The organism is Streptomyces typhae, from assembly GCF_009755605.1.
GTDB classification, from domain to species: domain Bacteria; phylum Actinomycetota; class Actinomycetes; order Streptomycetales; family Streptomycetaceae; genus Streptomyces; species Streptomyces typhae.
On sequence record NZ_WPNZ01000004.1, the window covers coordinates 208,581 to 229,904 of the forward strand.

At 69.9% G+C, this 21,324-nt stretch carries 17 protein-coding genes and 5 pseudogenes; 13 read left to right on the forward strand and 9 right to left on the reverse strand.

Annotated features, from left to right (window positions below; all coding sequences use genetic code 11):
• Positions 1–21: 21 nt before the first annotated feature.
• Both GPA10_RS09330 and GPA10_RS09335 read left to right on the forward strand, forming a co-directional pair.
• A complete protein-coding gene (locus GPA10_RS09330; RefSeq protein WP_157165067.1) occupies positions 22–408 on the forward strand; it encodes a VOC family protein in 387 nt (128 codons plus the stop codon).
• Positions 409–605: 197 nt separating this feature from the next.
• A pseudogene (locus tag GPA10_RS09335) lies at positions 606–1,091 on the forward strand (hypothetical protein).
• A 913-nt stretch (positions 1,092–2,004) separates the two neighbouring features.
• Here GPA10_RS09335 and GPA10_RS09340 read toward each other — a convergent pair.
• Both GPA10_RS09340 and GPA10_RS09345 read right to left on the reverse strand, forming a co-directional pair.
• A pseudogene (locus GPA10_RS09340) lies at positions 2,005–2,595 on the reverse strand (TetR/AcrR family transcriptional regulator); the annotation flags it as partial.
• Positions 2,596–2,669: 74 nt separating this feature from the next.
• Positions 2,670–3,632 (reverse strand): quinone oxidoreductase family protein, encoded by a 963-nt coding sequence (locus GPA10_RS09345; protein ID WP_157165068.1) that lies wholly within the window; start codon positions 3,630–3,632, stop codon positions 2,670–2,672.
• 147 nt (positions 3,633–3,779) lie between these two features.
• On the opposite strand from GPA10_RS09345, the pseudogene GPA10_RS42305 reads away from it, so the two are divergent.
• The 4 genes and pseudogenes from GPA10_RS42305 to GPA10_RS09355 all read left to right on the forward strand — a co-directional run.
• Positions 3,780–3,998 (forward strand): annotated as a pseudogene (locus GPA10_RS42305) (pentapeptide repeat-containing protein); the annotation flags it as partial.
• Positions 3,999–4,002: 4 nt separating this feature from the next.
• Positions 4,003–4,161, forward strand: a pseudogene (locus GPA10_RS42310) (IS630 family transposase); the annotation flags it as partial.
• Between the two features lie 276 nt (positions 4,162–4,437).
• Entirely contained in the window at positions 4,438–6,477 is a 2,040-nt protein-coding gene (locus tag GPA10_RS09350; RefSeq protein WP_246258987.1) for a HelD family protein, read from the forward strand.
• 93 nt (positions 6,478–6,570) lie between these two features.
• Positions 6,571–6,771, forward strand: coding sequence for a hypothetical protein (locus GPA10_RS09355; protein ID WP_425505706.1), 201 nt, complete (start codon positions 6,571–6,573; stop codon positions 6,769–6,771).
• A gap of 120 nt (positions 6,772–6,891) precedes the next feature.
• Here GPA10_RS09355 and GPA10_RS09360 read toward each other — a convergent pair whose 3' ends face one another.
• On the reverse strand, positions 6,892–7,092 hold the full coding sequence (locus tag GPA10_RS09360) for a hypothetical protein (RefSeq protein WP_157165069.1): 201 nt from the start codon (positions 7,090–7,092) through the stop codon (positions 6,892–6,894).
• Between the two features lie 135 nt (positions 7,093–7,227).
• Between GPA10_RS09360 and GPA10_RS09365 the strand changes: the two genes are divergently transcribed.
• Together GPA10_RS09365 and GPA10_RS09370 are read left to right on the forward strand one after the other, a co-directional pair.
• Positions 7,228–8,220: a hypothetical protein gene (locus GPA10_RS09365; RefSeq protein WP_157165070.1), complete on the forward strand. Its 993-nt coding sequence runs from the start codon at positions 7,228–7,230 to the stop codon at positions 8,218–8,220.
• 28 nt (positions 8,221–8,248) lie between these two features.
• On the forward strand, positions 8,249–8,641 hold the full coding sequence (locus tag GPA10_RS09370; protein WP_157165071.1) for an ATP-dependent DNA ligase: 393 nt from the start codon (positions 8,249–8,251) through the stop codon (positions 8,639–8,641).
• Between the two features lie 51 nt (positions 8,642–8,692).
• Here the strand turns inward: GPA10_RS09370 and GPA10_RS09375 are convergent, their stop codons facing one another.
• Positions 8,693–9,763 carry a YwqG family protein gene (locus GPA10_RS09375; RefSeq protein ID WP_157165236.1) on the reverse strand — a complete coding sequence of 357 codons (1,071 nt, stop codon included), beginning with the start codon at positions 9,761–9,763 and terminating at the stop codon, positions 8,693–8,695.
• A 73-nt stretch (positions 9,764–9,836) separates the two neighbouring features.
• Complete coding sequence (locus GPA10_RS09380) at positions 9,837–9,998, reverse strand: hypothetical protein (RefSeq protein WP_157165072.1); 162 nt, start codon at positions 9,996–9,998, stop codon at positions 9,837–9,839.
• A 773-nt stretch (positions 9,999–10,771) separates the two neighbouring features.
• On the opposite strand from GPA10_RS09380, the gene GPA10_RS09385 reads away from it, so the two are divergent.
• Positions 10,772–12,121, forward strand: coding sequence for a cytochrome P450 (locus GPA10_RS09385; RefSeq protein WP_157165073.1), 1,350 nt, complete (start codon positions 10,772–10,774; stop codon positions 12,119–12,121).
• A gap of 23 nt (positions 12,122–12,144) precedes the next feature.
• Here GPA10_RS09385 and GPA10_RS09390 read toward each other — a convergent pair whose 3' ends face one another.
• The 4 genes and pseudogenes from GPA10_RS09390 to GPA10_RS09400 form a co-directional block, all read right to left on the reverse strand.
• The gene (locus tag GPA10_RS09390; RefSeq protein WP_343040579.1) at positions 12,145–13,296 is read right to left on the reverse strand and encodes a terpene synthase family protein; all 1,152 of its coding nucleotides are present in this window, start codon (positions 13,294–13,296) and stop codon (positions 12,145–12,147) included.
• Positions 13,293–13,976, reverse strand: coding sequence for a hypothetical protein (locus GPA10_RS09395; protein WP_246259001.1), 684 nt, complete (start codon positions 13,974–13,976; stop codon positions 13,293–13,295). The genes GPA10_RS09390 and GPA10_RS09395 overlap by 4 nt, the downstream gene beginning before the upstream one ends.
• 165 nt (positions 13,977–14,141) lie before the next feature.
• Positions 14,142–14,327 (reverse strand): annotated as a pseudogene (locus GPA10_RS44000) (glutamate-cysteine ligase family protein); the annotation flags it as partial.
• A gap of 789 nt (positions 14,328–15,116) precedes the next feature.
• A complete protein-coding gene (locus GPA10_RS09400; RefSeq protein ID WP_198351548.1) occupies positions 15,117–15,776 on the reverse strand; it encodes a hypothetical protein in 660 nt (219 codons plus the stop codon).
• A 1,232-nt stretch (positions 15,777–17,008) separates the two neighbouring features.
• Here GPA10_RS09400 and GPA10_RS09405 point away from each other — a divergent pair.
• The 4 genes from GPA10_RS09405 (at position 17,009) to GPA10_RS09420 (ending at position 21,143) form a co-directional block, all read left to right on the forward strand.
• Complete coding sequence (locus GPA10_RS09405) at positions 17,009–17,461, forward strand: hypothetical protein (protein ID WP_157165076.1); 453 nt, start codon at positions 17,009–17,011, stop codon at positions 17,459–17,461.
• Between the two features lie 787 nt (positions 17,462–18,248).
• Positions 18,249–18,866, forward strand: coding sequence for a GNAT family N-acetyltransferase (locus GPA10_RS09410; protein ID WP_157165077.1), 618 nt, complete (start codon positions 18,249–18,251; stop codon positions 18,864–18,866).
• Positions 18,867–19,110: 244 nt separating this feature from the next.
• Positions 19,111–19,416: a hypothetical protein gene (locus GPA10_RS09415; protein ID WP_157165078.1), complete on the forward strand. Its 306-nt coding sequence runs from the start codon at positions 19,111–19,113 to the stop codon at positions 19,414–19,416.
• An 899-nt stretch (positions 19,417–20,315) separates the two neighbouring features.
• Positions 20,316–21,143 (forward strand): SDR family NAD(P)-dependent oxidoreductase, encoded by an 828-nt coding sequence (locus tag GPA10_RS09420; RefSeq protein WP_157165079.1) that lies wholly within the window; start codon positions 20,316–20,318, stop codon positions 21,141–21,143.
• Positions 21,144–21,324: the final 181 nt, after the last annotated feature.

The following is a 21,324-nucleotide window of genomic DNA, read 5'->3' on the forward strand; positions in this document are numbered from 1 at the left end:
GGGCGCGCGGATCATGGGTGGATGGCGCGCCTCCACGACATCGTCTTCGACTCCGCTCGTCCTGCGGCCACCGCCCGCTTCTGGTCAGCGGCACTGGACGGCTATGCCGTCGCACCGTACGACGATGCGGAACTTGCACGCCTGCGCTCCCTGGGGATCACCAGCATCGAGGACGACCCCACTGTTCTCGTCGAGTCGCCGGACGGAGGACCTCGTCTGTGGTTCCAACTCGTGCCAGAGGCCAAGGCCGGTAAGAATCGCGTGCATCTGGACCTGCTCGCCGTGGACCCGGAGGCAGAGATACAGCGCCTGACCGATCTCGGTGCGAGCGTTCAAGCACGGCACGCACACCACATCGTCCTGGCCGATCCCGAAGGCAACGAATTCTGCCTGTCCCTATCGGATTGACGCTGGAGGAGGGTCATGTGCGGGGCGTAGTCGCCTGACAGCGACCGCTTCCGGCTTCCCACGTACGACCATTTGAGGCATCACGTTCCGTGAGGCATACCTGGGTGCCTTCGCTGGTCCCTCTGCGGGGGCCCCTATGTCTTCAGTCAAGGGAATCGGGGGTGCGTCGAGTCGGTGAGCCTGGGCAGCATGGCGGGGTGGTTGATCTGCTGTGGGATGACGTGAAGTGCTTCTTCGACCCGGACTTGATGGGGTCGTTGCCGGACGTGCGTGTCCCGGACGCCACGGTGGAGCACTGGCAAACGGTCCTTGATCTTGTCGCGGAGAAGGGCTGAAAGTGCCAGTACTCCGAGGGAGAGACAGTGTTTCCAGTGCTCCGGGCGGAGGCCGTGCTGCCCCGCCCTGCGGATGCCGAGTGCCCGGAGCTGCGGGTCTGGCCGACTGCAGATGTGTTGGCGATCTTCCGCTTCCCTGCTGCCGGCGAAGTCGACTTCGACGTCGACCTGCGGGTGTTGCAGGGCCAGAAACGACTGGACGTGTTCTGCTACTTCCTCCGGGAGATCGGCCGACGGCTGGGCAAGCCGGTGCTGAAGGATCCGGAGGACGACGGTGGCCATCCGGTGATCGGCTGCGATGTCGAGGCCGATCGAATCGTCCTTCACGCAGACCCGCAGGTCAGGTGACTGCGGCGACGGCTTGCGGAGCATGGCGAAGACGTCGGCCCGGCGTCGGGCGAGGCAGAGCAGGGTCTGGGTGACGGCTTGTACGCGGTGATGACGCCCTGCAGCTTGATCCGGTGATCAGCGCTGTAGGCGCCGGTGTCAGTCCTGATGACACCTGCATCCGCTGCGGCGTCTCGCCGCCGTCTGGCCCACGCACCGGATAGGGCGTGAGTCAGACGGCGGCTTCCGGCCGTCCGGGAAGGGCACGCGCACCCGTATGAGCACGGCCTGGCCGGACGGCCGGGTGGTGAGACAGCAGGCGGCCTCACCGGCTAGGCAGGGCGGGTCGTCCAGAGCGGGTGCTACACGCGGTGCCGCCACCAGAGGTTGGCTCCGCCGTCGCCGCGAGAGGCGCAGTAGTAGTACTGATCGCTGCTTCCGTTGCTGTTGCCATATTTTGCCTGGTTGTACTCACGCTGGCGTTCAGTGCACAGGCCGATGGCGGTGACCGGGGAGTCAGCGGGGTATTTCGACCACCCGTGTACGAAGTCGTTGACGTAGGTGACCTGGGGTGCCGCCGAAGCGGGTCCTGCGGTCACCGCCAAGCCGGTCGCCGCAGCCGCTGCAAGGAGCAGGCCCACTGACGCTCGTCTTACGTGTTCAAGCAACTTTCTGTCCTTCCATCGATGGGTCAGGTGTTCTTCTGGCTGTGCCGGTGTCATGCCGACGGCACAGCCAACCGGTCCCGGCGGGAATCCCCTCTGAAGGGGACGGGCCGGAATACCGGCGTCCAGGGTGCCGCCGCCCGGTTCGTCTCGCCGCGGGTGCGCATGTCTCCCCACGTCGGCGGGAGCCGAGCGGCAGGTTGCGCGCATGGCCGTCGGGGTCGGTCAACGCTCCTGTCAGGCAACGCTCCTGACGGTCGACGCTCTTGACGGCTCGCGGCGCACAGGCGGGCGATGCCCGCGTCGAGGGCAGCCTCCAGGTGGGTGGAGGCGCCCGTGGTCATAAGGATCAGCACGCCGCCCTGAACACCGGCCAGCAGGGCCGCGGCCTCCCGGTCGGTGTTCAGGCCGGGGGCTGTCCCGCCCTCGGCCTGCAGGTGGCGGATACCCTCGGCGAGATGTCGCTGCCACCGGTCGAGCAGTTCGCCGGCCACGGCCCGGGTGGCGTCGGTGGCCCCGCCGAGCCGGGCCAGGGCCGCGTGGAGGGGGCAGTCGCTGCCGTGGGTGCGGTAGCGGGCGAGGACCTTCTCGCGCCACCGGTCCCAGGCCGCCCAGGAGGTGAGTGAGCCGAGTTCCGGCTGCTGGTCCTCGATCACCCGGTCCGCTTCGTGACGGGCCACGGCGAGGAGCAGGTCGTCCTTCCCGCCGGGGAAGTAGTGGAAGAGCTGGCTCTTGGTGGTCGCGGTGCGGGCCATGACGTCCTCCAGCGTCACCGAGAACACTCCCTGTTCACGGATCTGTTCGGCGGCGCCCTCGACAATGCGCCGCCTGGTCGCTGCGCCCTTGCTGGTCAGTGGCACGGATCCTCCCGGTACGGGTTGTCGGTGCCCCCGGCGAAGGGGTGAGGTGCAGTGCCTGCTGTGGCCAGGGCGGGTCAGGGCAGGAGCAGCAGTTTGCCCGTGGTGCGGCGCGATTCGAGGTCGGCATGGGCCCGGGCCGCGTCGGCGAGTGGGTAGCGGCCGGTGACCAAGGGGGTGAGCCGCCCGTCCATGAGCAGGTCGAACACCTCCCCGGTGCGTCGTACCAGGGCTTCGCGGGTGGCGACGTGGTGGTGAACAACGGGGTAGGTCAGCAGGATGCTGTTGGGCAGCTCGGTGGGCCGCAGAGCCGGGACGCCCATGAAGGGGCCGTAGTAGGCGTGCACGCCGTGCGGACGAAGAGCGAGCTGGGAGGAGCGAAACGTTTTAGCCCCACCGCCGTCGTAGACGACGTCGGCTCCGCGACCGCCGGTCAGATCCCGGATCCGCTCCTCGAAGCCGCCGCCGGTATGGACCAGGACGTGGTCCGCGCCGGCTTCCTCGGCGACGGAGGCCTTGCCCTCGCGGGAGACCAGTCCGAGAACGCTGCCGCCGCGCGCCTTGATCATCTGGGTGAGCAGCCGCCCGACGCCGCCCGCCGCCGCGTGCACCACGGCCACGTCACCCGGGCCTACAGGATAGGTCTCCGTGCTCAGATGACTGGCGGTCAGACCCTGCATCATCACAGCGGCGGCCGTCTCGTCGCCGATGCCATCGGGCACCCCGACCAGCGAATGTGCCGGAATGGCGAGCAACTCCGCGTAGCTGCCCGGGTGGTAGAACCAGGCGACCCGGTCACCGACGGCGAAGTCCCTCACACCCTCGCCAAGAGCGGTGACGTACCCCATCCCCTCAACGCCCAGAACGGCCGGGGCGGCCCAGCCCGGGCCGCCCTCTGCACGAGCGCCGACGTCCATGTAATTCACGCCGGCTGCGCCCAGGCGCACCAGCACCTCGCCGGGCCCCGGGGCCGGGTCGGGCAGTTCGGTCCAGCGCATGACCTCGGGGCCGCCGTGCTCCTCGATGCGGATCGCGTGCATGGGTGATACCTCTCTGCGCAGGCTCGTCACGGGGGGAACGGGCAGCACGCTAGGCCGCCATAAATGGACCAGCAAGTCCAGACTGCGGGGCGGGGGCGGGGCATCGTCGGCGACAGTTCGGCCCCGGACAACGCTTCGACGTTGCCGGTCACCCTGCTCGTGGCCTACCGGCGCCAGCGCGTCGACGAGGACGGCGCCCTGCTCGATGCCACCCGCCTGCACACCGAGCGGTTCACCACCGCCGTGTCCCAGCTGAAGGCCTCCCCCGCCGCGCGGCTGGGCGGCGTCCACGCCCTGGCCGGACTCACCGACGACGCCCCCACTCGCGAACTGCGCCAGACCGCCACCGATGTGCTCTGCGCCTACAGAGGTCGAAGGTGTGTGGTCCCTGTTGCGCGGGGGACCACTGGCCAACGTCGCTTTCACCGACGACGAGCACCTCGAACACACCCTCCGCCGCGGTCTGCGGCACGTCCAAAGCCGCCCCGACCTCGTCGACGGCTGCCTCACCGGCACCGGACTCACCATCACTCACTACCCGACAGCACCCCGAAGAGATCAGCGGAGATCAGTAGAGCCCGGTCAGTTCCTCGTGTCCGACCTTCAGTGCCAGAAGGCAGCCCAGACCCGAGCTGTGATGGCAGGCCGGCCACGTCCGGCTGAACCGGGCAAGTAAGTCAAGCCTTACTTTCAAAGAAATTGGGCTGCATAGTGGAGGGCCGCGTCGAGAGGAGGGCTGGTTTTGTCGCAGTCCGGTGAGGTTGCCGCGGGACAGGTCGAGATGGAGCAGGCCCATGTGGCCGCCATGTACCGACTGCTCGATGAACGACTGGCGGATGCACAGGCCCAACTGGCGGATGTGCTGAGGTCGTCGGCCGACAGCGCGGGCGAGATGTACGCGCGCGATGTCGCCGCAGAGCGTCTGGCCGGTCAGGTTCGTCGGCTGGAGGGGGCTGGGGGAGGGCTGGCGTTCGGCCGGGTCGACGGCGCGGACGGAACCGCCCTGCACATTGGACGGCTCGGCCTGCACCTGGGTGACCGGGACCTGCCACTGCTCGTCGACTGGCGAGCGGACGCCGCGCGGCCCTTCTACGAGGCGACGACCGTCCACCCCATGGGGCTACGGCGTCGGCGTCATCTGCGGATCGAGGACCGTGCGGTGCGTGCGGTGAGCGACGAGTTGCTGGACGGATCGTTGGCCGCTGTCGGCGACATCGTGGGTGACGGTCCGCTGGCCGAGGCGCTGGAGGCGCACCGCACGGGGCGGATGCGTGCGGCGGTGGCAACGTTGCAGGCGGAGCAGGACACGATCGTGCGGTCCCCGCATCGAGGGGTGACGGTGGTGCAGGGCGGCCCCGGTACCGGCAAGACCGTGGTTGCGCTGCACCGGGCGGCATACGTGCTGTACGCGTTCCCGGGTGTGGCCGCGCGCGGTGTGCTGGTGCTCGGGCCGAACGCGCGGTTCCTCGACTACGTTTCGCAGGTGCTCCCCTCGCTGGGGGAGAACGACGTGCTCCTGGCGACGTGCCCGGAGCTGGCCGCGGTGGAGCCCGCAGCCGTGGAGTCGTTGGTTGTCGCGCGCCTGAAGGGGAGTTCCGCCCTGGCGGAGGCGCTCGCGGGCCTGGTGCGCTCCCTGCAGGCACCTGTCGGCGGCTTCGCGGTCCGGGTGGGGCAGCAAACGGTCCGGCTGAAGAGCGTAGACGTCGCGGCGGCCCGGGAGGCCGCGTTGGCGAGCGGTATGGCGCACAACCGGGCGCGGGAGGTGTTCAAGGAGCACCTGATCAGCGCCGTCACGGATGCCCTCGAGCGCGATGCCGTCGAAGCCCTCGAACATATCGACGCCGATATCGCCGAGAGCACAGGCATGGATCTCGATGCCGCGGCCGAGGCCGATCTGCGGGCTCTCGGCTTCGACGACGCGCCGGCCCCGGACCCGGCCGAGGTGTTCGACGCGGACGCCGTCCGCGCGGATCTCGCGGGCGACGCCCACGTCGAGCGTGCGGTGGAGTCCCTCTGGCCGCGGCTGACGCCCGCCGTGGTCGTGCGGACCCTGCTGGCAGACGCTCGCACCTTGGCCAGGCACCTGCCCTCGCTCGCCGACGACGAGCGGTCCTGGCTGGTGCGTTCGCCTGATGCCCCGTGGACGGATGCCGATGTGCCGCTGCTGGACGAGGCGGCAGCCCTGGTGGACGGGCTTCCGGATCAGTCGTTCGGGCACGTCGTGGTCGATGAGGCCCAGGAACTGACCGCAATGCAGTGGCGGATGGTGATGCGCCGGTGTCCGGCCAGGTCGATGACGCTGGTGGGTGACTTTGCCCAGGCCGGCCCCGCGACGGCGGCGAGCGACTGGTCTCAGGCGCTGGGACCGCACCTCGGCAGCAGGTTCTCCCTGCACACGTTGACCGTCAGCTACCGCACGACCCAGGAGATCCTTGCCGGCACCCACCGCCTGCTGGCGCGGATCGCCCCCGGTCGGACACCGAGCCGGTCGATCCGCCACGGCGAGTCACCGCGCCACCTCACCGCCTGCCCGCACTCCGTCGCCACCACCGTGGCCGGGGAGCTCCGGGCCCAGGCGGAAGCGCACCCGGGCGACCTGCTCGCCGTCATCTGCGCGGACGACCTGGTCGAGGAGGTGGCGTCGGCGGATGTCGCACGGTGGGCGCGTGTGGTGCCGGCTTCCGAAAGCCGCGGCCTGGAGTTCGACGCGATCGTCGTCGTCGCCCCGGAGGAGATCGCCGCAGCCCGCCCCGGCGGTGAGCGCGACCTGTATGTCGCCCTCACGCGTGCGACCAAGAGACTGTGCACGATCACCGTGAGCACGGCGTCGCGGCACACCTCATAACGTATGTGCCGAACGCTCGGAGCTGGTGCCTCGACGTGCCGATATGCCGGGACATCCCAACGCCCCACTGACGCAGGAAGGACGTCGCCTGGCGTGGGCGCCCTGGTCGCCCTGGTCGTGGCCTACCGGCGCCAGCGCGTCGACGAGGACGGCGCGCTGCGCGACGCCACCCGCCTGCACCCCGAGCGGTTCACCACCGCCGTGTCCCAGCTGAAGGCCTCCCCCGCCGCGCGGCTGGGCGGCCGGCGCCCACGCCCTGGCCGGACTCGCCGGCTACCGGCCAGCTCCGCCTGAACGTCGTCACCGCTCGCCGGCGCAACGGCCGGCGGTGCGGAATGAGCGCCAGGCCGGCGCCCGTCGGCGGCCGGGGTCAAGGCCCGGCCCATCTTCCACCTGCCCCCTGTTCCCCTTCCGCTACGTCTGGTCCAATGCCGCGAAGGTGGCCAGACACAGGCTGAGGCTCGCGGCAAACGCGATGCCGCAGCGTGACAGGGCGGTCGGCACCGCGGCCCCCTCCCAGCGGGCGAGGGCGGAGGCGATCGCCCCGACGACGACGGAGAAGAGGACGGCCACCGCCAGCGCGAGGAGCAGGAACGCCGGGAAGGTGTGTTTCATGAAGGCACCGCCTGGGTCGTGTGGTGTCGATGACGAATTGCGACGATCCCCGGGCGGAAGCCTTGGTGGGACGGTTGGACGCTTCTCCGGTGACAACAGGGGGTTGTCCGGCGAACAAACCATGGGGGAGATCGAGTGGCCGACGAGAGGAAGCGGGCGGGGCGGCCGTGGGGACCGGCCCGGGGCTCGTGCGTCGAGATCAACCAGCTGGTCGCGACGGTGCGGCCCTGGCTCGACGAATCGGCGGTGTCTGTACGGCAGTTGCACGCACGGCTCACTCCCGAGCACTTCGTCGCCGGGGCCGTGCCCGATTTACGCCAGTTGCGTGATCGGCTGTCCGGCGAGTCGCTGGAGTGGGATCTCGTCGAGGCCGTGGCCGACGTCTGTTTTCCCCACGAACAGGCCGACCCCTCCCAGCGACGCCTCGGGGAGGCGAGGACGCTGTGGGACCGGGCGGGCGCGAACCCCACAGCAATCACGGAAGCGCAGGAGCTGGTGCCCGCCTGGGAGTTGCTGGGGGCCAAAGACCGCACCATCGAGGTCCTCCAGGAGATGCAGCGCGCCCGGCAGGCCTACGAGGCCGACGAGCACGCGCGGCAACAGGCCCTGTCAATGGCCACGTTGCTGTTCGTCATGCTCGGACAAGCCCAGGCGAAGGTCGTCGAACTGAGGCGTCGACTTGACGCGCTGGAGTCCGCAGCGGTTGAACCCCCCAGCAGCAAGGTGGTGGAGCTCCTCTCCCGGGCGCAACGGCAGGAGACGGAACTCCGCGAACAGTTGGTTCGCGCCGAGCGAGAGCGGGGCATCGCCCAGCAGGTAGCCGACCACGCGGCACGCCGTATCCACGTGTTGGAGGCCGAACTCGCGGAGTTGCGGCCTCACATGGGGGAAGACGGCCCACCCGGACACAGGAGTCGGCACCGCTTTCCCGACCCGATCTGCACGCGCTCAACCCCGACGACGCCACGCTCAACGACGTGGACCGAGCGCTGGAGAAGGCGCGCGCCACCCTTGACGAGGAGCACGAGGCCGTTCAGCAGGCTGCCACCGAGGTGGGTTACTGGTCGTCCTCGCTTCCCTCAGCTTCTCCGGCGGAAGCCGGTGTCTCTGTGCCCGGGCAGAACCTGAAGAACGAACCCTTCGGGTTGTCCGGAACATGCCGGACGCCACCGCCCTGGACGGGGAACTGATCGTGCGGGAAGCCGGAGAGGCAGGCCGGATCGCGTTCGAGCGGTTGCAGAACCGGCTGCGCCGCCGCAGGGCCGGCGCACGGCAGGCCGCCACCGCGGCACCCGCCCACTACGTCGCGTTCGACCTCCTGCGCCACTCCGGGACCGTCACCACCCACTGGCCCTACCACCAGCGCAGGACCACCCTGGAAACCCTCTTCCGACAGCAGCGGCTGACCGCGCCGTGGGCACTGTGCCCCGCAACCACCGACCCGGTAGGGACGTGCGGCCGGGTGGGACGGCGCCTGCCCCCGCCTGGGTTCCTCGTTCATCGAAATTCCGATCAAGATGTGTGTCGATGGACAAGCGACCGGTCATAGGGCACCCCGGGACCGGCGACGGAAGGGTATGCGCGTGACAGGTCCGGCGGTTCACTGGATCAGGTCGGTGTGCGGATGGTCGGGGGAGGCCGGGCAGACGTAGATCTGCATGTTGTCCGTGCTGCCGACTTCGACCCTCGTCGGCTGTGCGGGATCCTGGCCCGCCCGGTGGGAGCGGACGAGAGCGACGGCCTGGTCTTCCTGAGGCGCCCAGCTGTGGCCTTCGCCGCCGTCCCATTCCCAGGAGGCGATCGTCAGCAGCGGGAGCATCTGCACGTTACACACAGCGCAGTACCGGGGGCTGGGGTCGGTGCGGCCCCAGGGAGGCCAGCCACCGACCTTCCAGCCGGGCGCGTTGCCCAGATGGATGGAATAGAACTCACGCGGATACCGCGCGTAGGAACTGTCCACACCGGCTGCCTGCCACCTGTCCCAGTCCTCCAGCGCCCGTTGCAGCTGCGGGCTCAGATCCAGACTGTTGGGAAAATCGGTGATTGCTTCGGGCGCCAGCACACACGGCTCCGGCACGTACCCCGGATAGTCCGCCTCGTACGGTTCCGGTGGTGTGGTGAGGATGTCGCCGACCTTCGCGGCCGACCGCCAAAACAGTGCGGTCGCCGGTTTGTCATCCGGTTCGTGCTCGTAGGGACACCAGAGAATCTGCAGCAGATCGGCCTGCCCCGGCGGCCTCAGCAGGGGTACGTCACGCAGGAAGAGCTGCGCCACGGGCAGCATCGGGACCGGGCATTCACAAGGGTAGGGAGGACCGGCCTCGAGTCGTTCAGCAAGCTCTGCGGCGCTGCGCTCCTTGAGCGCGTCCTCCTCGGGTGTGAACACGGGGCGTCGGCCGTCAGCGCGCCACCGGGACTGCAAGCGTCTGTGGAGCCGCACTTCGGCCGGTGACTGGCGAAATCCCGTGTCCACGTGCAGATACGCGTCATCGCAGTGCGGCCACGGTTCCCCAGCCGGCCACAGCAGCGGCCCACCGACCGAGCTGTCCGTGACCGAAGGTGTCCCCGGACGCGGATGCAGCCGCATCGCAGGCCGCGCGAGGAAAGCAAGCTCGGGAAAGACCGCGGACACATCCACAGGCCGCGGCGGAGTAGTACGGACAGTAACCATGGCCGCGATCATGTCACCAGCCACCGACACAGCTCCCAGCCGCGCATCACCCGATCAGCGAGCTCACTCAAGATCACACCCGTTGCGGATCACGGGACCGGCGAGTTTGACGCAGGTAGGCGCGCACCAGCGCCGCGCCGATGGTGCAGCGGGTGTCGTGATGGCACTGGGAGCAGCGCCGCAGGTGAGCGGTGCAGGCCTCGTAGCGGCGCCGGGCAGCCTGGGTGCTGAACACGTGCCTCCTCCTGTTCCCGCCCCCGGGTCAGTGACAGATCCCTCAGGCCCCCGGCCTCGTTGATGCCCCGTCCCTAGCACGGCCAACATCCCTGGCACGGGCGTACTGGATCTTTTCCGCACCGCCCCACAGCCCGCGCTTCCCTCCCTCGGCTGCCAGAAGCTTTCCGCTCACGGCCACGGCCACGGTCTAAACAGCGGAGTGACAGGGGACAGTCACCGACCCGTACAGGAAAGTGACGACGCGCCAGGCCCCGGCCCCTTCGAGCATCGCTGTTGCGGCCCGCGTCCTCGGCACGGCGGACCGGACTGAATAATCGAACGCGCACACCATCCCCTCATGCCGCAGGAGCCGCCCCGCGCCCGAACACCCCAGTGCCCCTGGCCCCGTCGCCGAGCAGCACGAACATCGATCCGGACGGCTTGAGGACGCGAGCCCACTCCGCAGTGCACGCCCACATCGCCTCCAGGTACGCCTCGGGCGAGTCCTCGCAGCCGATCTGACCCGCGAGGTCTGCAGCGTCGCCTCCGTAGACGCGCTGCGCGAAGTACGAAGGACGGCAGGGGAACGGCGAAGATCATCCATCTGAGTGCGTGTTCGCCGAGCGCAGTGCCGTTCCCTGGCGGAGGACACGGTGGGGCATAGGGTCTGCCGCGGGGTCTCCTTGCCCGTGTGTGCGGGGCAGCGTCCGTGTGTGCGGGGCAGCGTCCGTGTGTGCGGGGCAGCGGGACCCGTTTCGACGATCGTCACCTCTGCGGCGGGAGCACAGCGCCATGACGGTCCCTGCCGGTGGTGATCTCTACACCGTTTCCTGGGGGCGTGTTCTGCGTGGACTACGCGCGGGCGGTCCGCTCGAGTTCCTGGAGCGCACCGCGCGGCTGTCGCAAGGAGCACTGGTCCGGTTGGAACTCGGGCCGTTCCGGCCCTTGGTGGTCACGCACCCTGACCACGTGCGGCATGTGCTGTGCGACCGGGCCACCCGCTATCGGCGGGGCACGGCGATGTGGAAGGCGCTGAGCCGGCTGACGGGCACGGGGATCGCGGGTGAGGGGCCCGCGTGGCAGGTGAGCCGTGCCCTCTGGTGCCGGGGACTGGCGGGGGTGTCCGCGCAGGCTTCCACCGACGGCCTTGGCCCCTGGGTGGCCTGCGCGGTGGCGGACCTGGAGCAGCGTGTGGTGGCGGGACAGTCGGTGGTGGACGCGGAGACCGAGATGACCCGGATCGTGCACCGCGTCATCAACCCGGTGCTGTTCGGCTCGCGCATCCCTCAGTTCCAGGGCGACCGTCTCGCGGCGGCGGTCAGCGTCGCGTTCGACTCGGTGCTGTGGCGGATGGCGGTGCCCGGTCTGCCGTCGGTGGTGCCGGTGCCGGGTGACCGGGAGTTCCGCAGGGCGACGCGTACGGTCAAGGGCATCCTGCTTCCGCTGGTCCGCCGGATACGGCACGAGGGCGGTGGGGGCGCGGACCTGGTGAGCCTCCTTGTCGACGGGACGGACGGTGACGGACGGCGGCTGACCGACGAGCAGGTCGCCCAGGACATCGTGGCCCTGTTCGTGGCGGGCTCGGAGTCCAGCGCGCTCACCCTGACCTGGGCCTGGGCAGCTCTTGCCCGCCATCCCGAGGTAGCGGCGCGGGTCCGTGCGGAGGCCGACGACGCGCTGGGAAGCGGCCCTGTCCGGCATGCGGCGTCGCGAAAGCTGCCCTACACACGTCAGGTCCTGGCCGAGGTCTGCCGTCTGTACGCGGTGGCGTGGGCGGTGCCGCGCACGGCCGCCGCCGAGGACGTCATCGACGGCGTACGCATTCCGGCCGGCGCCACGGTGGTGCTCTCCCCGTACCTGACGCACCGGCTGCCCGAGTTCTGGGAACGGCCGCTGCGCTTCGACCCGGGGCGCTTCACCAAGGAGGGCGTCCGCGGTCGGCATCCGCAGGCGTACCTGCCCTTCGGTGACGGCCCTCATCAGTGTGTCGGGCAGTCCTTCTTCCTGCACGAGGCCGCACTGATCATCGCCACGATGGCACACCGTTTCGACATCACCGCGATGGGCCGGGCCGAGCCGAGAGCGGCGGTGGCGCTGCGGCCCCGGCACCGGGTCGCCCTGCGGCTCACACCACGCCGCTGAGCGCGAGCTGGGGCTCATTGGGGTCAGAAGCGGTCCCACCACCAGGCGATGGAAGGGATCGCCGGAGGTGCGCCCTCACGCGGCGCCGTCGAGGTGAAGGAGCCGGTGGTGGTGACCGCTGCGGGGTGGCGGCCGTCGGGGTTGGTGTAGCGGCCCGCGCGCAGGCCCCATTCGAGGTTGCCGCGGATCAGGCGGGAGAGGTGGCCGAGGTGGCGCGCCAGCGGAGCGCATGCGGTGGGCAGCACGTGGTCACGAAGCTGTACGAAGCGCAGGGTCAGCCGGTTGCACAGGTCTACGGCCGCCTCCATCGCCGCGTCGAGTCCCAGACCACGTTCGGCGGCCAGGATGTCCACGAGGTTCAGCCGGCAGCGCGGGGGCCGCGGGGCGCGGGCGGCCAGCCAGTGTTCCTTGCCGTAGGAGAACAGGTCGTCGTCAAAGGCGGCGGTGGTGAAGGCCAGTTCTTCCAGCGCGCGTACTGCGGGTGCCCGCAGTGCCCGTCCCGGGATCTCCGCACCGTCGACGATCTCCATCCAGCTCGTCGTCGCCGTACCCGCCGCGGTGTGCTGCCGCAGGGGAGCGTAGTCGTCCAGGGAGGGTGTGCGGCCCCGCAGGCGGCAGCCGAACTCCCACAGCACACCCGAGAACCAGGCACGATGCCCTTCGATCACTCGCCTCACTTGTACCGGCGTGCCTGCCGCCCGGCAGCGCGCCGCCAGGTCGCCCGCCGCCGCGAGGAACGGGTCCCCGTCCCCTGTCACCGGTGCGGCTCCCGGTGCCTCCAGTACGCGCAGGAGGCGCGTGGCGACTTCGGTGAAGTTGTCGGCGCGCATGCTGGCAGGGCCCTCGTCGCAGTACAGGTCGTCGAAGGCGAACATCAGCACGCACCAGTCGACCGCGAGCTGGAGGCGCTCGGCCGGTGCGCCGGGCAGGATCCGGCCGTAGAAGCCCCCGCAGTCGTTGCCGGCCATCCGGACGCGCTGTGCACCCTTTCGGCACAGGCCGTACCCGTGCAGCCAGGTGGCGGCGCGCGCGTTCAGCAGGGCGGTGTCCGGATGCGCGGCGGTGGGCAGGGGGCAGTAGCGCGGTGGGAGCACCACATGGATGCGGTCTGCCGCATCCCCGACGCGGACACCGGCCGCTTCCGGTGTCAGAACGTCGTCGCGCGCCCCGGTCACGGCAGCAGGGTGCGGGTCAGGGCCTCGGCGGCCTGGGCCACATCCCCGGCGGCGGTGGCGTCGAAGACGGTGCCCTGCACCGGCAGCGGGCTGGTGCCGAAGGCGTCCGCGAGTGTGCTCTGGCTCTTGGGGCCCGTGTGCAGGGCAGCGGCGCCCTGAGCCGCTCCCGCGATCACATCGACCTTGGTCTTGTCCATCTGGAAGACGAAGCCGAACAGTTCCTCCGGCTGCCGCCGCGCACCGCGGGGCACTGCGGCCTGCGTGCCGGAGGTCCCGAGGACCTTGTGCGAGGCAAAGTCGAAGGTCAGGTCCGCGAAGGTCACGGTCTTGCCCGCGGGCTTCATGGTGAACGTGATACCGCCGTCGGCCGGTACCGAGCCCCTGCTGAGGTCCAGTGCGAATTCTCCCCTGGTCATGGGCAGCCGCACGCACCGGCGGCCGCCGACGTCGACCGTGCTCGCCGGGCTCTTCGCCCCCAGTGTCACGCCCTGCTCGGCCAGTGCCCGGGTGACAGCCGGGGTCGGGCACAGATCCGCCTGTGCCCGCGACACTTTGATCTGGGGAGCGGGCAGCACGCTCGGCGCCACCCCGGCCGCCGCACCGGCCCATGACAGCGCGCACCCGGCTCCGGCCATCGCGCACACGGGCACGACGAAACGGTTCCAACGTGGCAAGGCCATGACCACTCCTGCTGCTCCGGGAAGGCGGCCCAGCGGTGCCGGACCCTTCGTCCGCGCCGACCCGTCCGATGATCGGCCGCCCTTCCACGCGACCACGCCAGGGATACCGGCACGACCCGGGCGGGCCGGCCGGGTGACGACCACGTACCGGCGAGAGCGTTCGGCGAAGGGCATCGTTCCCGCCGCGGCCAGTGCCGCGGCGGTGCGCCGGTAGTCCTCGAAGGACTCGGCGTACGGCGGCGGCCCCAGGCTCGGCAGGCCCAGCCGAATCACCGAGCGCCAGCTCGCGTAGCCGGCGTCGCGCCCGGAGTGGAGCGGTGAGTTCGCACACATCTCCACCAGCAGCGCCACGTCCGCAGATGATTGCCGACGCGCACGGCCACGTCCCGGTCTCCGGCAGGAACACGCGGACGTGCGGGGAGCAGACCGCGAAGTCGTCCGTCACCGACCGGTACAGGTCCGCACTGGCCCGGTACCGCGGACCGGCACTCACCGGGACGGGATCGGACCGCCAAGGGGTGCGGGCCGCCACCGGGCCGGAGCCGGGCGCAGAGGTGTGGCAGGAACAGCTCGCTGCCCGGGAGGAGTTCCTGGACTTCCCCCCGGCGCCGCGAAAGACACGGGTCCGTGCCCGTCTGGACGCCCCCGCGAACAGATCGTCCGTGACGATCAGTCGCTGCCAGATCGAGCCGACGGCCCGGACCACCGGAAGGCGGCGCTACAGCGGCCGAACGCAGCCGGCCTGCACGCGCAGGATGACGCCGCCCGGGAGACCTCCACGTCGGCGGCGAGGGAAGGCAGGCCGACCCGGCAGCCGATGGAGGTCCTGCGGTGCCGGGCCGGTCAGCTCAGAAATCGGTCGGCTACGGCGACAGGGGCATGCCCGAGTGCGGTACACCGGCCGCACCACCGCCCTGCCCGCACAGCAGCCGCTACCGTCGGCGCACTGCTGACCACGGCCCGTCTGTCACGGCGCCGATCGTGACGCCGCTGACGTGCGCATGGGAGCGCCCCAGAGCTGAGCGGCTGCGTGGCCGCCCTCGCCACCGTCTTCGCGAGTACGTCGCGGTCCCGTTCCGTTCGGATGCCCGGATCTTCGCTTAGCCGCCAGGAGCCCGCGGTGCGGCGGCTGGCGGGGCCTCAGGTGCCGGTCCCGTTGTTGCTGAGCACGGCCACGTTTTCGAGGATCTGCAGTAGTGGCTCCTTTCCGTCAGCAGTGTGTTTCTCGGCGCACTGGTGTGTGGCCGGAGCGGCAAAGAGCGGGGAATGCTGGACATCCGCAGGGGCCAGGTCGACGAGGTCGTGGAGTTTCCCCTTGGCGGGCAAGCCGAGGCAGGCCTTGTTGAAGGATGCTTCGATGAGGGCGAGTTGCGGGTTCTCATCACCCGGTGCCCGGTTGCCCAGGGCGGATGCAGGCCGAAGAGCAGCGCTACCGGGCGAGTCTGCCTTGCCGGGGACAGGGCCGGGGGGAGACGTCGGCGCGGTGAGCCGTTTGATCAACGCGTTGACGGGGTTGGCCGGGTCCTTGCCCGCCTTTTGCACGCACTCGTCTGCCTGCTTCGTCTGGAAGCGGGTCAAATCCTTCACGGTGAAGGTCGTCAAGTCGGGGATCCCCTTGAGAGGAGTCTTCTTCGGCATGCCCAGACAGGCAGCCGTGCTCTCGGCGATCAGTCCGATCCTGACGTCGCCCACCTGAGGAGCCCGGCCTGCTGCCTGACCGGCGGCGGCAACCGGGACCACGGCCCCCAGCACGCCACCGACGGCCAGGCCCACAGACACCCAGGCGGTATGCATACGCATCACTGTTTCCTCCATCGATCACGGCAGTACGGGCCCCGCTTTCCGGTCCATTTGCTCCCAGAACACACCCCTTCGCAGGTCTGCCTCGCCCATCTGGCCCCGACAGCTGCTGGCGGCAGACCTTGCCCACTGCGGGGCCAGAGCACTGCTTGATGATCACGTGCACACCACCCCAGAAGGCACCGCCCCGGGCCCGGCTGCACGATGAGGGACGCGTCCCGCGGGCGCGAGGGGCCGACGTGTTCCGCCTGAGCCGACCACGCCCGCACCCGGGCCGAAGCCGAAGCCCGACACCTGCGCAAACGCCTGGAGGAACGGGCCGCACACATCGCCGACGTCCAGCAGTCCCTCGCCGTGTTGACGCCCGCGCCGGAACACCCCACCACCTCCCAGCCCTCCTTCCCGCCACCGCAACGGCAACGGCAAGCCGACAGGCCGGCAATAGCCAACTCGAACCCCCGATCCGCCGACGGCACCGCGGGACCCCAGCGCCGAGCAACGGAGGACCTCACCGGCAGCGCTCCCCCGCCCGCGGACACACCGGCACCCGCCCCGCGGGCCCGTCCCACCCACCCGGCGGCCACCACCGCCAGCACCGCCCCGCCCCGGGAAGGACACTGTCCAACCAGTAAGCACCCGACAGCTCCGCCGCCACAGCATCCTCACGCCCGGGCACTGCATCCGTCTTTATGACTGCTCCTCCACCGGCCGACGGCACAGCCGGACACCACAGACCCGGCCACGCGGAATCCGTCTCCCACCGCCCCGGCACGCATGCGAGAATCCCAGCACCCTCACCAGACCTCCCAGCCCTGTACGAAACAACCCCGGTCCACACCCCCAACGCCGTCAGCAGCACAACGACTTCGCCCAGACCACCCCCTGACGGGACCCCACCCCCGCCAGGGGCGGCAGGAGGAGGCCTCCCCCTCAGGGTGTTCGAGCCGCTGGCAGCGCTCACGAGCCAGCAGCAGCACAAGGGGCAGTCCGCTTCCCTCCTGCGGGCGCGGGATCCCCTCCCTGCCGCATGGCTGCGCACCTTCCCTACGCCCCGAAGCCCGCCGTTGCTGCCCTGCCCGCAAGGACGACAGCGCCCAAGGACGAGCACTGTGCCGCTCCCCCCGGCACGGCGGCACTGTCCGCTCTGCGGTGTGTGCGGCCGGGCGTGACGTGGCGCCTCCCGCTGACGGCCAGGGTCGGGTGAGGGTGGCCGTATAGGACGTGGGACACCGATGGACCGGGACACCGCCTACCGGATCAGCGTCGCAGCCGCACAGGACCAGCAGAGTCCGACGGCCGTGTCCGGGTTCGACGAGCGCGCCGACGCAGCAGCCGGCCGCAACGACCCCGACCGCAACGGCGCCCAGGACGTCGACCTGGACGAGGACGACGACCGATCCCGGTGCCCGCGCCATGGTCCCTCCCGGCCCGATGCTCGCGGCCTCGGTGGCCGATCCGGAACTGCCCTGGCCGCTGTCCTAGTCCTGGCCGACACTGCTCCGACGCCTGTTCTGGTGTGGGACGAGCGGCATGGCTGGCGCACGGCCATCAGCCGCCGACACCCGATCCCCAACGGCGGCGGCTGGCCAGGCGAGGACGATGCAGTCCGCTGCCTGTACCCAGGACACACCGAGCCGGACCTTCAGTACCTGCTCGCCGAAATCACCACTCACGGAGATCTTTGAACCCTTGCTGATCTCGTGCGTGCGTCACGGTGGAAGACGACGTGGCAGCCACGCATTCGACCCGGCCCGGCAGGGGTGGGTTGCCGTGACCAGCGCGGAGCAGGGTGACTGGTCGACTACGTGATCGTCCACACGGTATGACCAGGGGCCCAGCATTCCTCGCTTTCACGCTCTCAGCCACCGCAGCGGGCGCAGTATTGGCCACAGCAACACCCGCCGCAGCTGGAGGAATCGGCGATTCCCTCTCCCCCCGCGTTCGCGACCAGTTGCGCCAATCAGCACAATGAGGCGCGTGCCCAAGGTGCCACAACGCGCGCAACCGGAGCACTCACCAGCAACGGTGCAGGCCTGCCAGTCGTCGGCGCCCTCACTCAATGCGGTGGCGCCGACCTGCCCCAGGCAACTGGCGAGACCGGCAAAATCAAGAACGTTGTCACCTCCCTCCTGGCCGCCTACGCCCAGTAGAGGGGCTGCCGAAGAACGCCCGAGGATTCCTTCCACAACCAGCTTTTTGAAACCTTGCTCGTGCGGAGCGCGGGCGCGACAGAGGTCGGCGCGTACGGACGCCGTGCGGCTCGGGGTGCAGCATGGCCGGGACCGTGCCGTAGGGGCGCGGCCAGGTCCCGAGTGCCAGTCGGCAGCGAGAGAACTCCTCGCCTGGCCGGTGGCTGAGCGCTCCCTGAAGGGCGTCCCCGCCTTCCCTCAAGGGTGTCCTCGAACCGGGACGGGCCTGCGACCACGGTTCTGGACAAGCCGCTGCAACGGCTGGAATGAACGGAGGCGCGGCATGGGCTGGCTGGACATGGCAGCAACCACGCTGGAGAACAAGTACATCCGGCTGCGCCCCCTGGTCCGGGGTGACCGTGCGTCGTTGCACTCCATCGCAGTGAACCCGAGCATCTGGCGCTATACCGTCGACCGCATCGAGACCGACGCCGACTTCGATGCGTATTTCGAGGACGCGCTCCGCGAACATCAGGCAGGGCGCCGTGCCGTCTTTCACATTACCGACAAGCGCAGCGGCCGTGCTGCGGGCAGCAGGAGCTTTTGCAACATGGCCGAGGCGGACAGCCGTCTGGAGATCGGCAAGGCCTGGTTGGGACAGGAGTTCCAAGGGCGCGGCATCAACCGCTGGGTGGACTTCCTGCTGATGGGGCACGCCTTCGAACAGATGAAGGCTGAGCGCGTGGAGTTCAAGACGCACGTGTTGAACCAGCAGGCCCGCCGTGCGCTGCGCAATATCGGTGCTACGGAGGAGGGCATCCTGCGCAGCTACGACCCCACGCCCGGCGGCGGCCGCCACGACGTCGTCTTCTTCAGCATCCTGCAGGACGAATGGCCGTCAGTGAAACAGCGACTGACGTGCGGCTCCAGGGAGAGCGAACACCCAGACACTTCGGCGTAGGCACGCAGAACCAGCAAGACCCGGGCACCGACCAGATCTTCAACCTCACCCCACCGCCTCCGCGCCCGGGAAGCCCGGGAAATGAACCCGCCGCGGGTCGGGCATCAGCCCCAAGACGCCCGCCGTCACGCTGGTGGGGACCAATCTGGCTGCAGAGGGCAGCGTCGCCGCCCGTGTCGCCTCCGGCCGGTGGCGCCACCCCCGACGGCGCGTGTCCGACCGGAACGGTCCTCGTTGGGCAGGCATGTACCGCAGCTGCACCGTCGCTTCCCTGGTCCTGCTCGGCGCCGGTCTCACGGCCGCGCCCGCACTGGCCGGGGGCCTCCTGCCGATCGCTTCCCCCGCCTTCGGCACCTCTTGCGGCAACCACAGCACCACACAGACCGCCGCGACAACGGGCCACGGCACCGGCACAGTTGGCGGCAACAGGGCCGGACTGCCCCTCGGCAGTCCACTGAACCAGTGCGGCGGCGCCGAACTGCCCGGCACGGCCAACCCCCTGGCACTGGCCGGGATTCCCTCGCTCTTCGGCTACGGCACCAGAAGCTGACCAGCCGCGACATCGTGAGCCGGCCTTGAACCGGGCCTACCAGGGCGATGGGCAGTTCAAGTGCCAGTGCAACCGCGCGTGCCGCCGGTTTTGAGCAGAGGCGTTGTCACCTGCGGCCTGTCAGCTACCTGCACAGTCCGGCGGGCGCGGCGAGACCGGCCTTGGCCAGGCCGACGGGCCCGAGTTCCTCGGTCGTTTCGCAGACGTCGGAGCTGGCGGTGGGGGCGACGGTCAAGTCCGGCGAGGGCAGGTCGGAGCCTCCGCACTGGTCCAGCGGGCTGCCGACGGGAAGCCCCAGGGGGTTGACGTCACCCGAGCCGCTGCCTCGGGGGGGGTGGTACCGGCCGCGTGGGCACCGCGACGATTGGCGCAACTGGTACCGAATGCCGGGCAGAGCACATCGCCCACCCCGCCCGTCACCGCCGGAGCCACTCCCGCCAAGCCGGTACCCGCAGCAGCCGCCAGGACAAGGACAGCACGAACAGAGCGCAGAGTCATGACCGGACACGACGGCACCGCTGCCATGTCACCAGCCACAGCATCCCGGAAGCTCTGTCCCGGCACCCGGCCACGCTGGCTATGGGCAGGCGGTCTCCCCCAGGGTGGAGACAGGGGGCTGCGAGCTCCTGTGCTGTGGCATGCATGACGAGCTTCAGGTCGGTCTGAGGTCGCCCCTGTCCGGCAGCACGACCGACTGCCCGCCCACGTCCTCGCCCAGAGCCGGCAAGGCGGCGAAGACGACGGCGCTCTTCGACGGCCACCGTCGGCAGACCGTCCTCGTCAGGCACCCACCCGGTCCTACCTCTGAACAGAAACGAGACGGACCGTATTGATAGGTCGAGCGTGGCACCCTAGGCTGAGAACGAACCGGTACGCACCGTCTCGTTTACTGAGAGTGAATGACTGTGTCGAACGCAAAAGTCTGGCTCATCACCGGCGCATCCCGCGGCCTGGGCAAGGCGTTCACTGAGGCCGCACTGGCGCAAGGCGACCGCGTAGTGGCGGCCGCCCGCAACGTCGAGCCCCTGAAGGAACTGACCGAGAAGTACCCCAGCCATCTGGTCCCACAGGCCCTGGACGTCACCGACCGCCGTGCCGTGTTCGCCGGGGCAGAACAGGCGGCGGCCGTGTTCGGCAGGCTGGACGTCGTCGTCAACAACGCCGGCGCCATGCTCTACGGCATGGTGGAGGAAGCCACCGAGGAGCAGATCCGGGCACACATGGAGGTGAACTTCTTCGGCGCCGTGTGGGTGGCTCAGGCAGTCCTTCCTCTTTTGCGCACCCAGGGCGGCGGACGGCTTCTCCAGGTCACTTCGATGGGCAGCGGCGGCGGCATGGCCACCGTCGGCTTCTACGGCGCAGGCAAGGCCGCGCTGGACTCGGTCAGCGAGGCACTGGCGATGGAAGCCGAAGGGTTCGGCGTCAAGGTCACCATCGTGCAGATGGGCGGCTACAACACCGGCCTGTTCACCACCGGCACCACGACCACCCAGCCCCTGGAGCCGTATCAGTCCCTGCGCACCGAGATGGAGGCGATGTGGGGCGACGCCGTCGCTCCCGAGCCGGACACCGCTGCTCCCGTCATCATGAAGCTGGCCGCACTGCCGGATCCGCCCCGGCGACTGATCGTCGGCAGCCAGTCCTTCGACCACGTCCTGGAGATGGACCAGGCCCAGGCGGACCTGTACCGGTCCTGGGAACACCTCAGCCGCATCGCCCCGGGCTGACCGGCCCCGCACCACAAGCCCCCGCCGTTGAATTCGGCAACCTGTGCATGGCCCTCACCACGGACAACCGCAGAATCCGGCTCGGCTGGCACTGCGGACAGCAGCAGCCGACCGGCCAGGCCGCCCGACGTCCCAGTCCCGCCCCGGGTGGCCGCACACGTCGCTCCCCCACCCGCGAGCA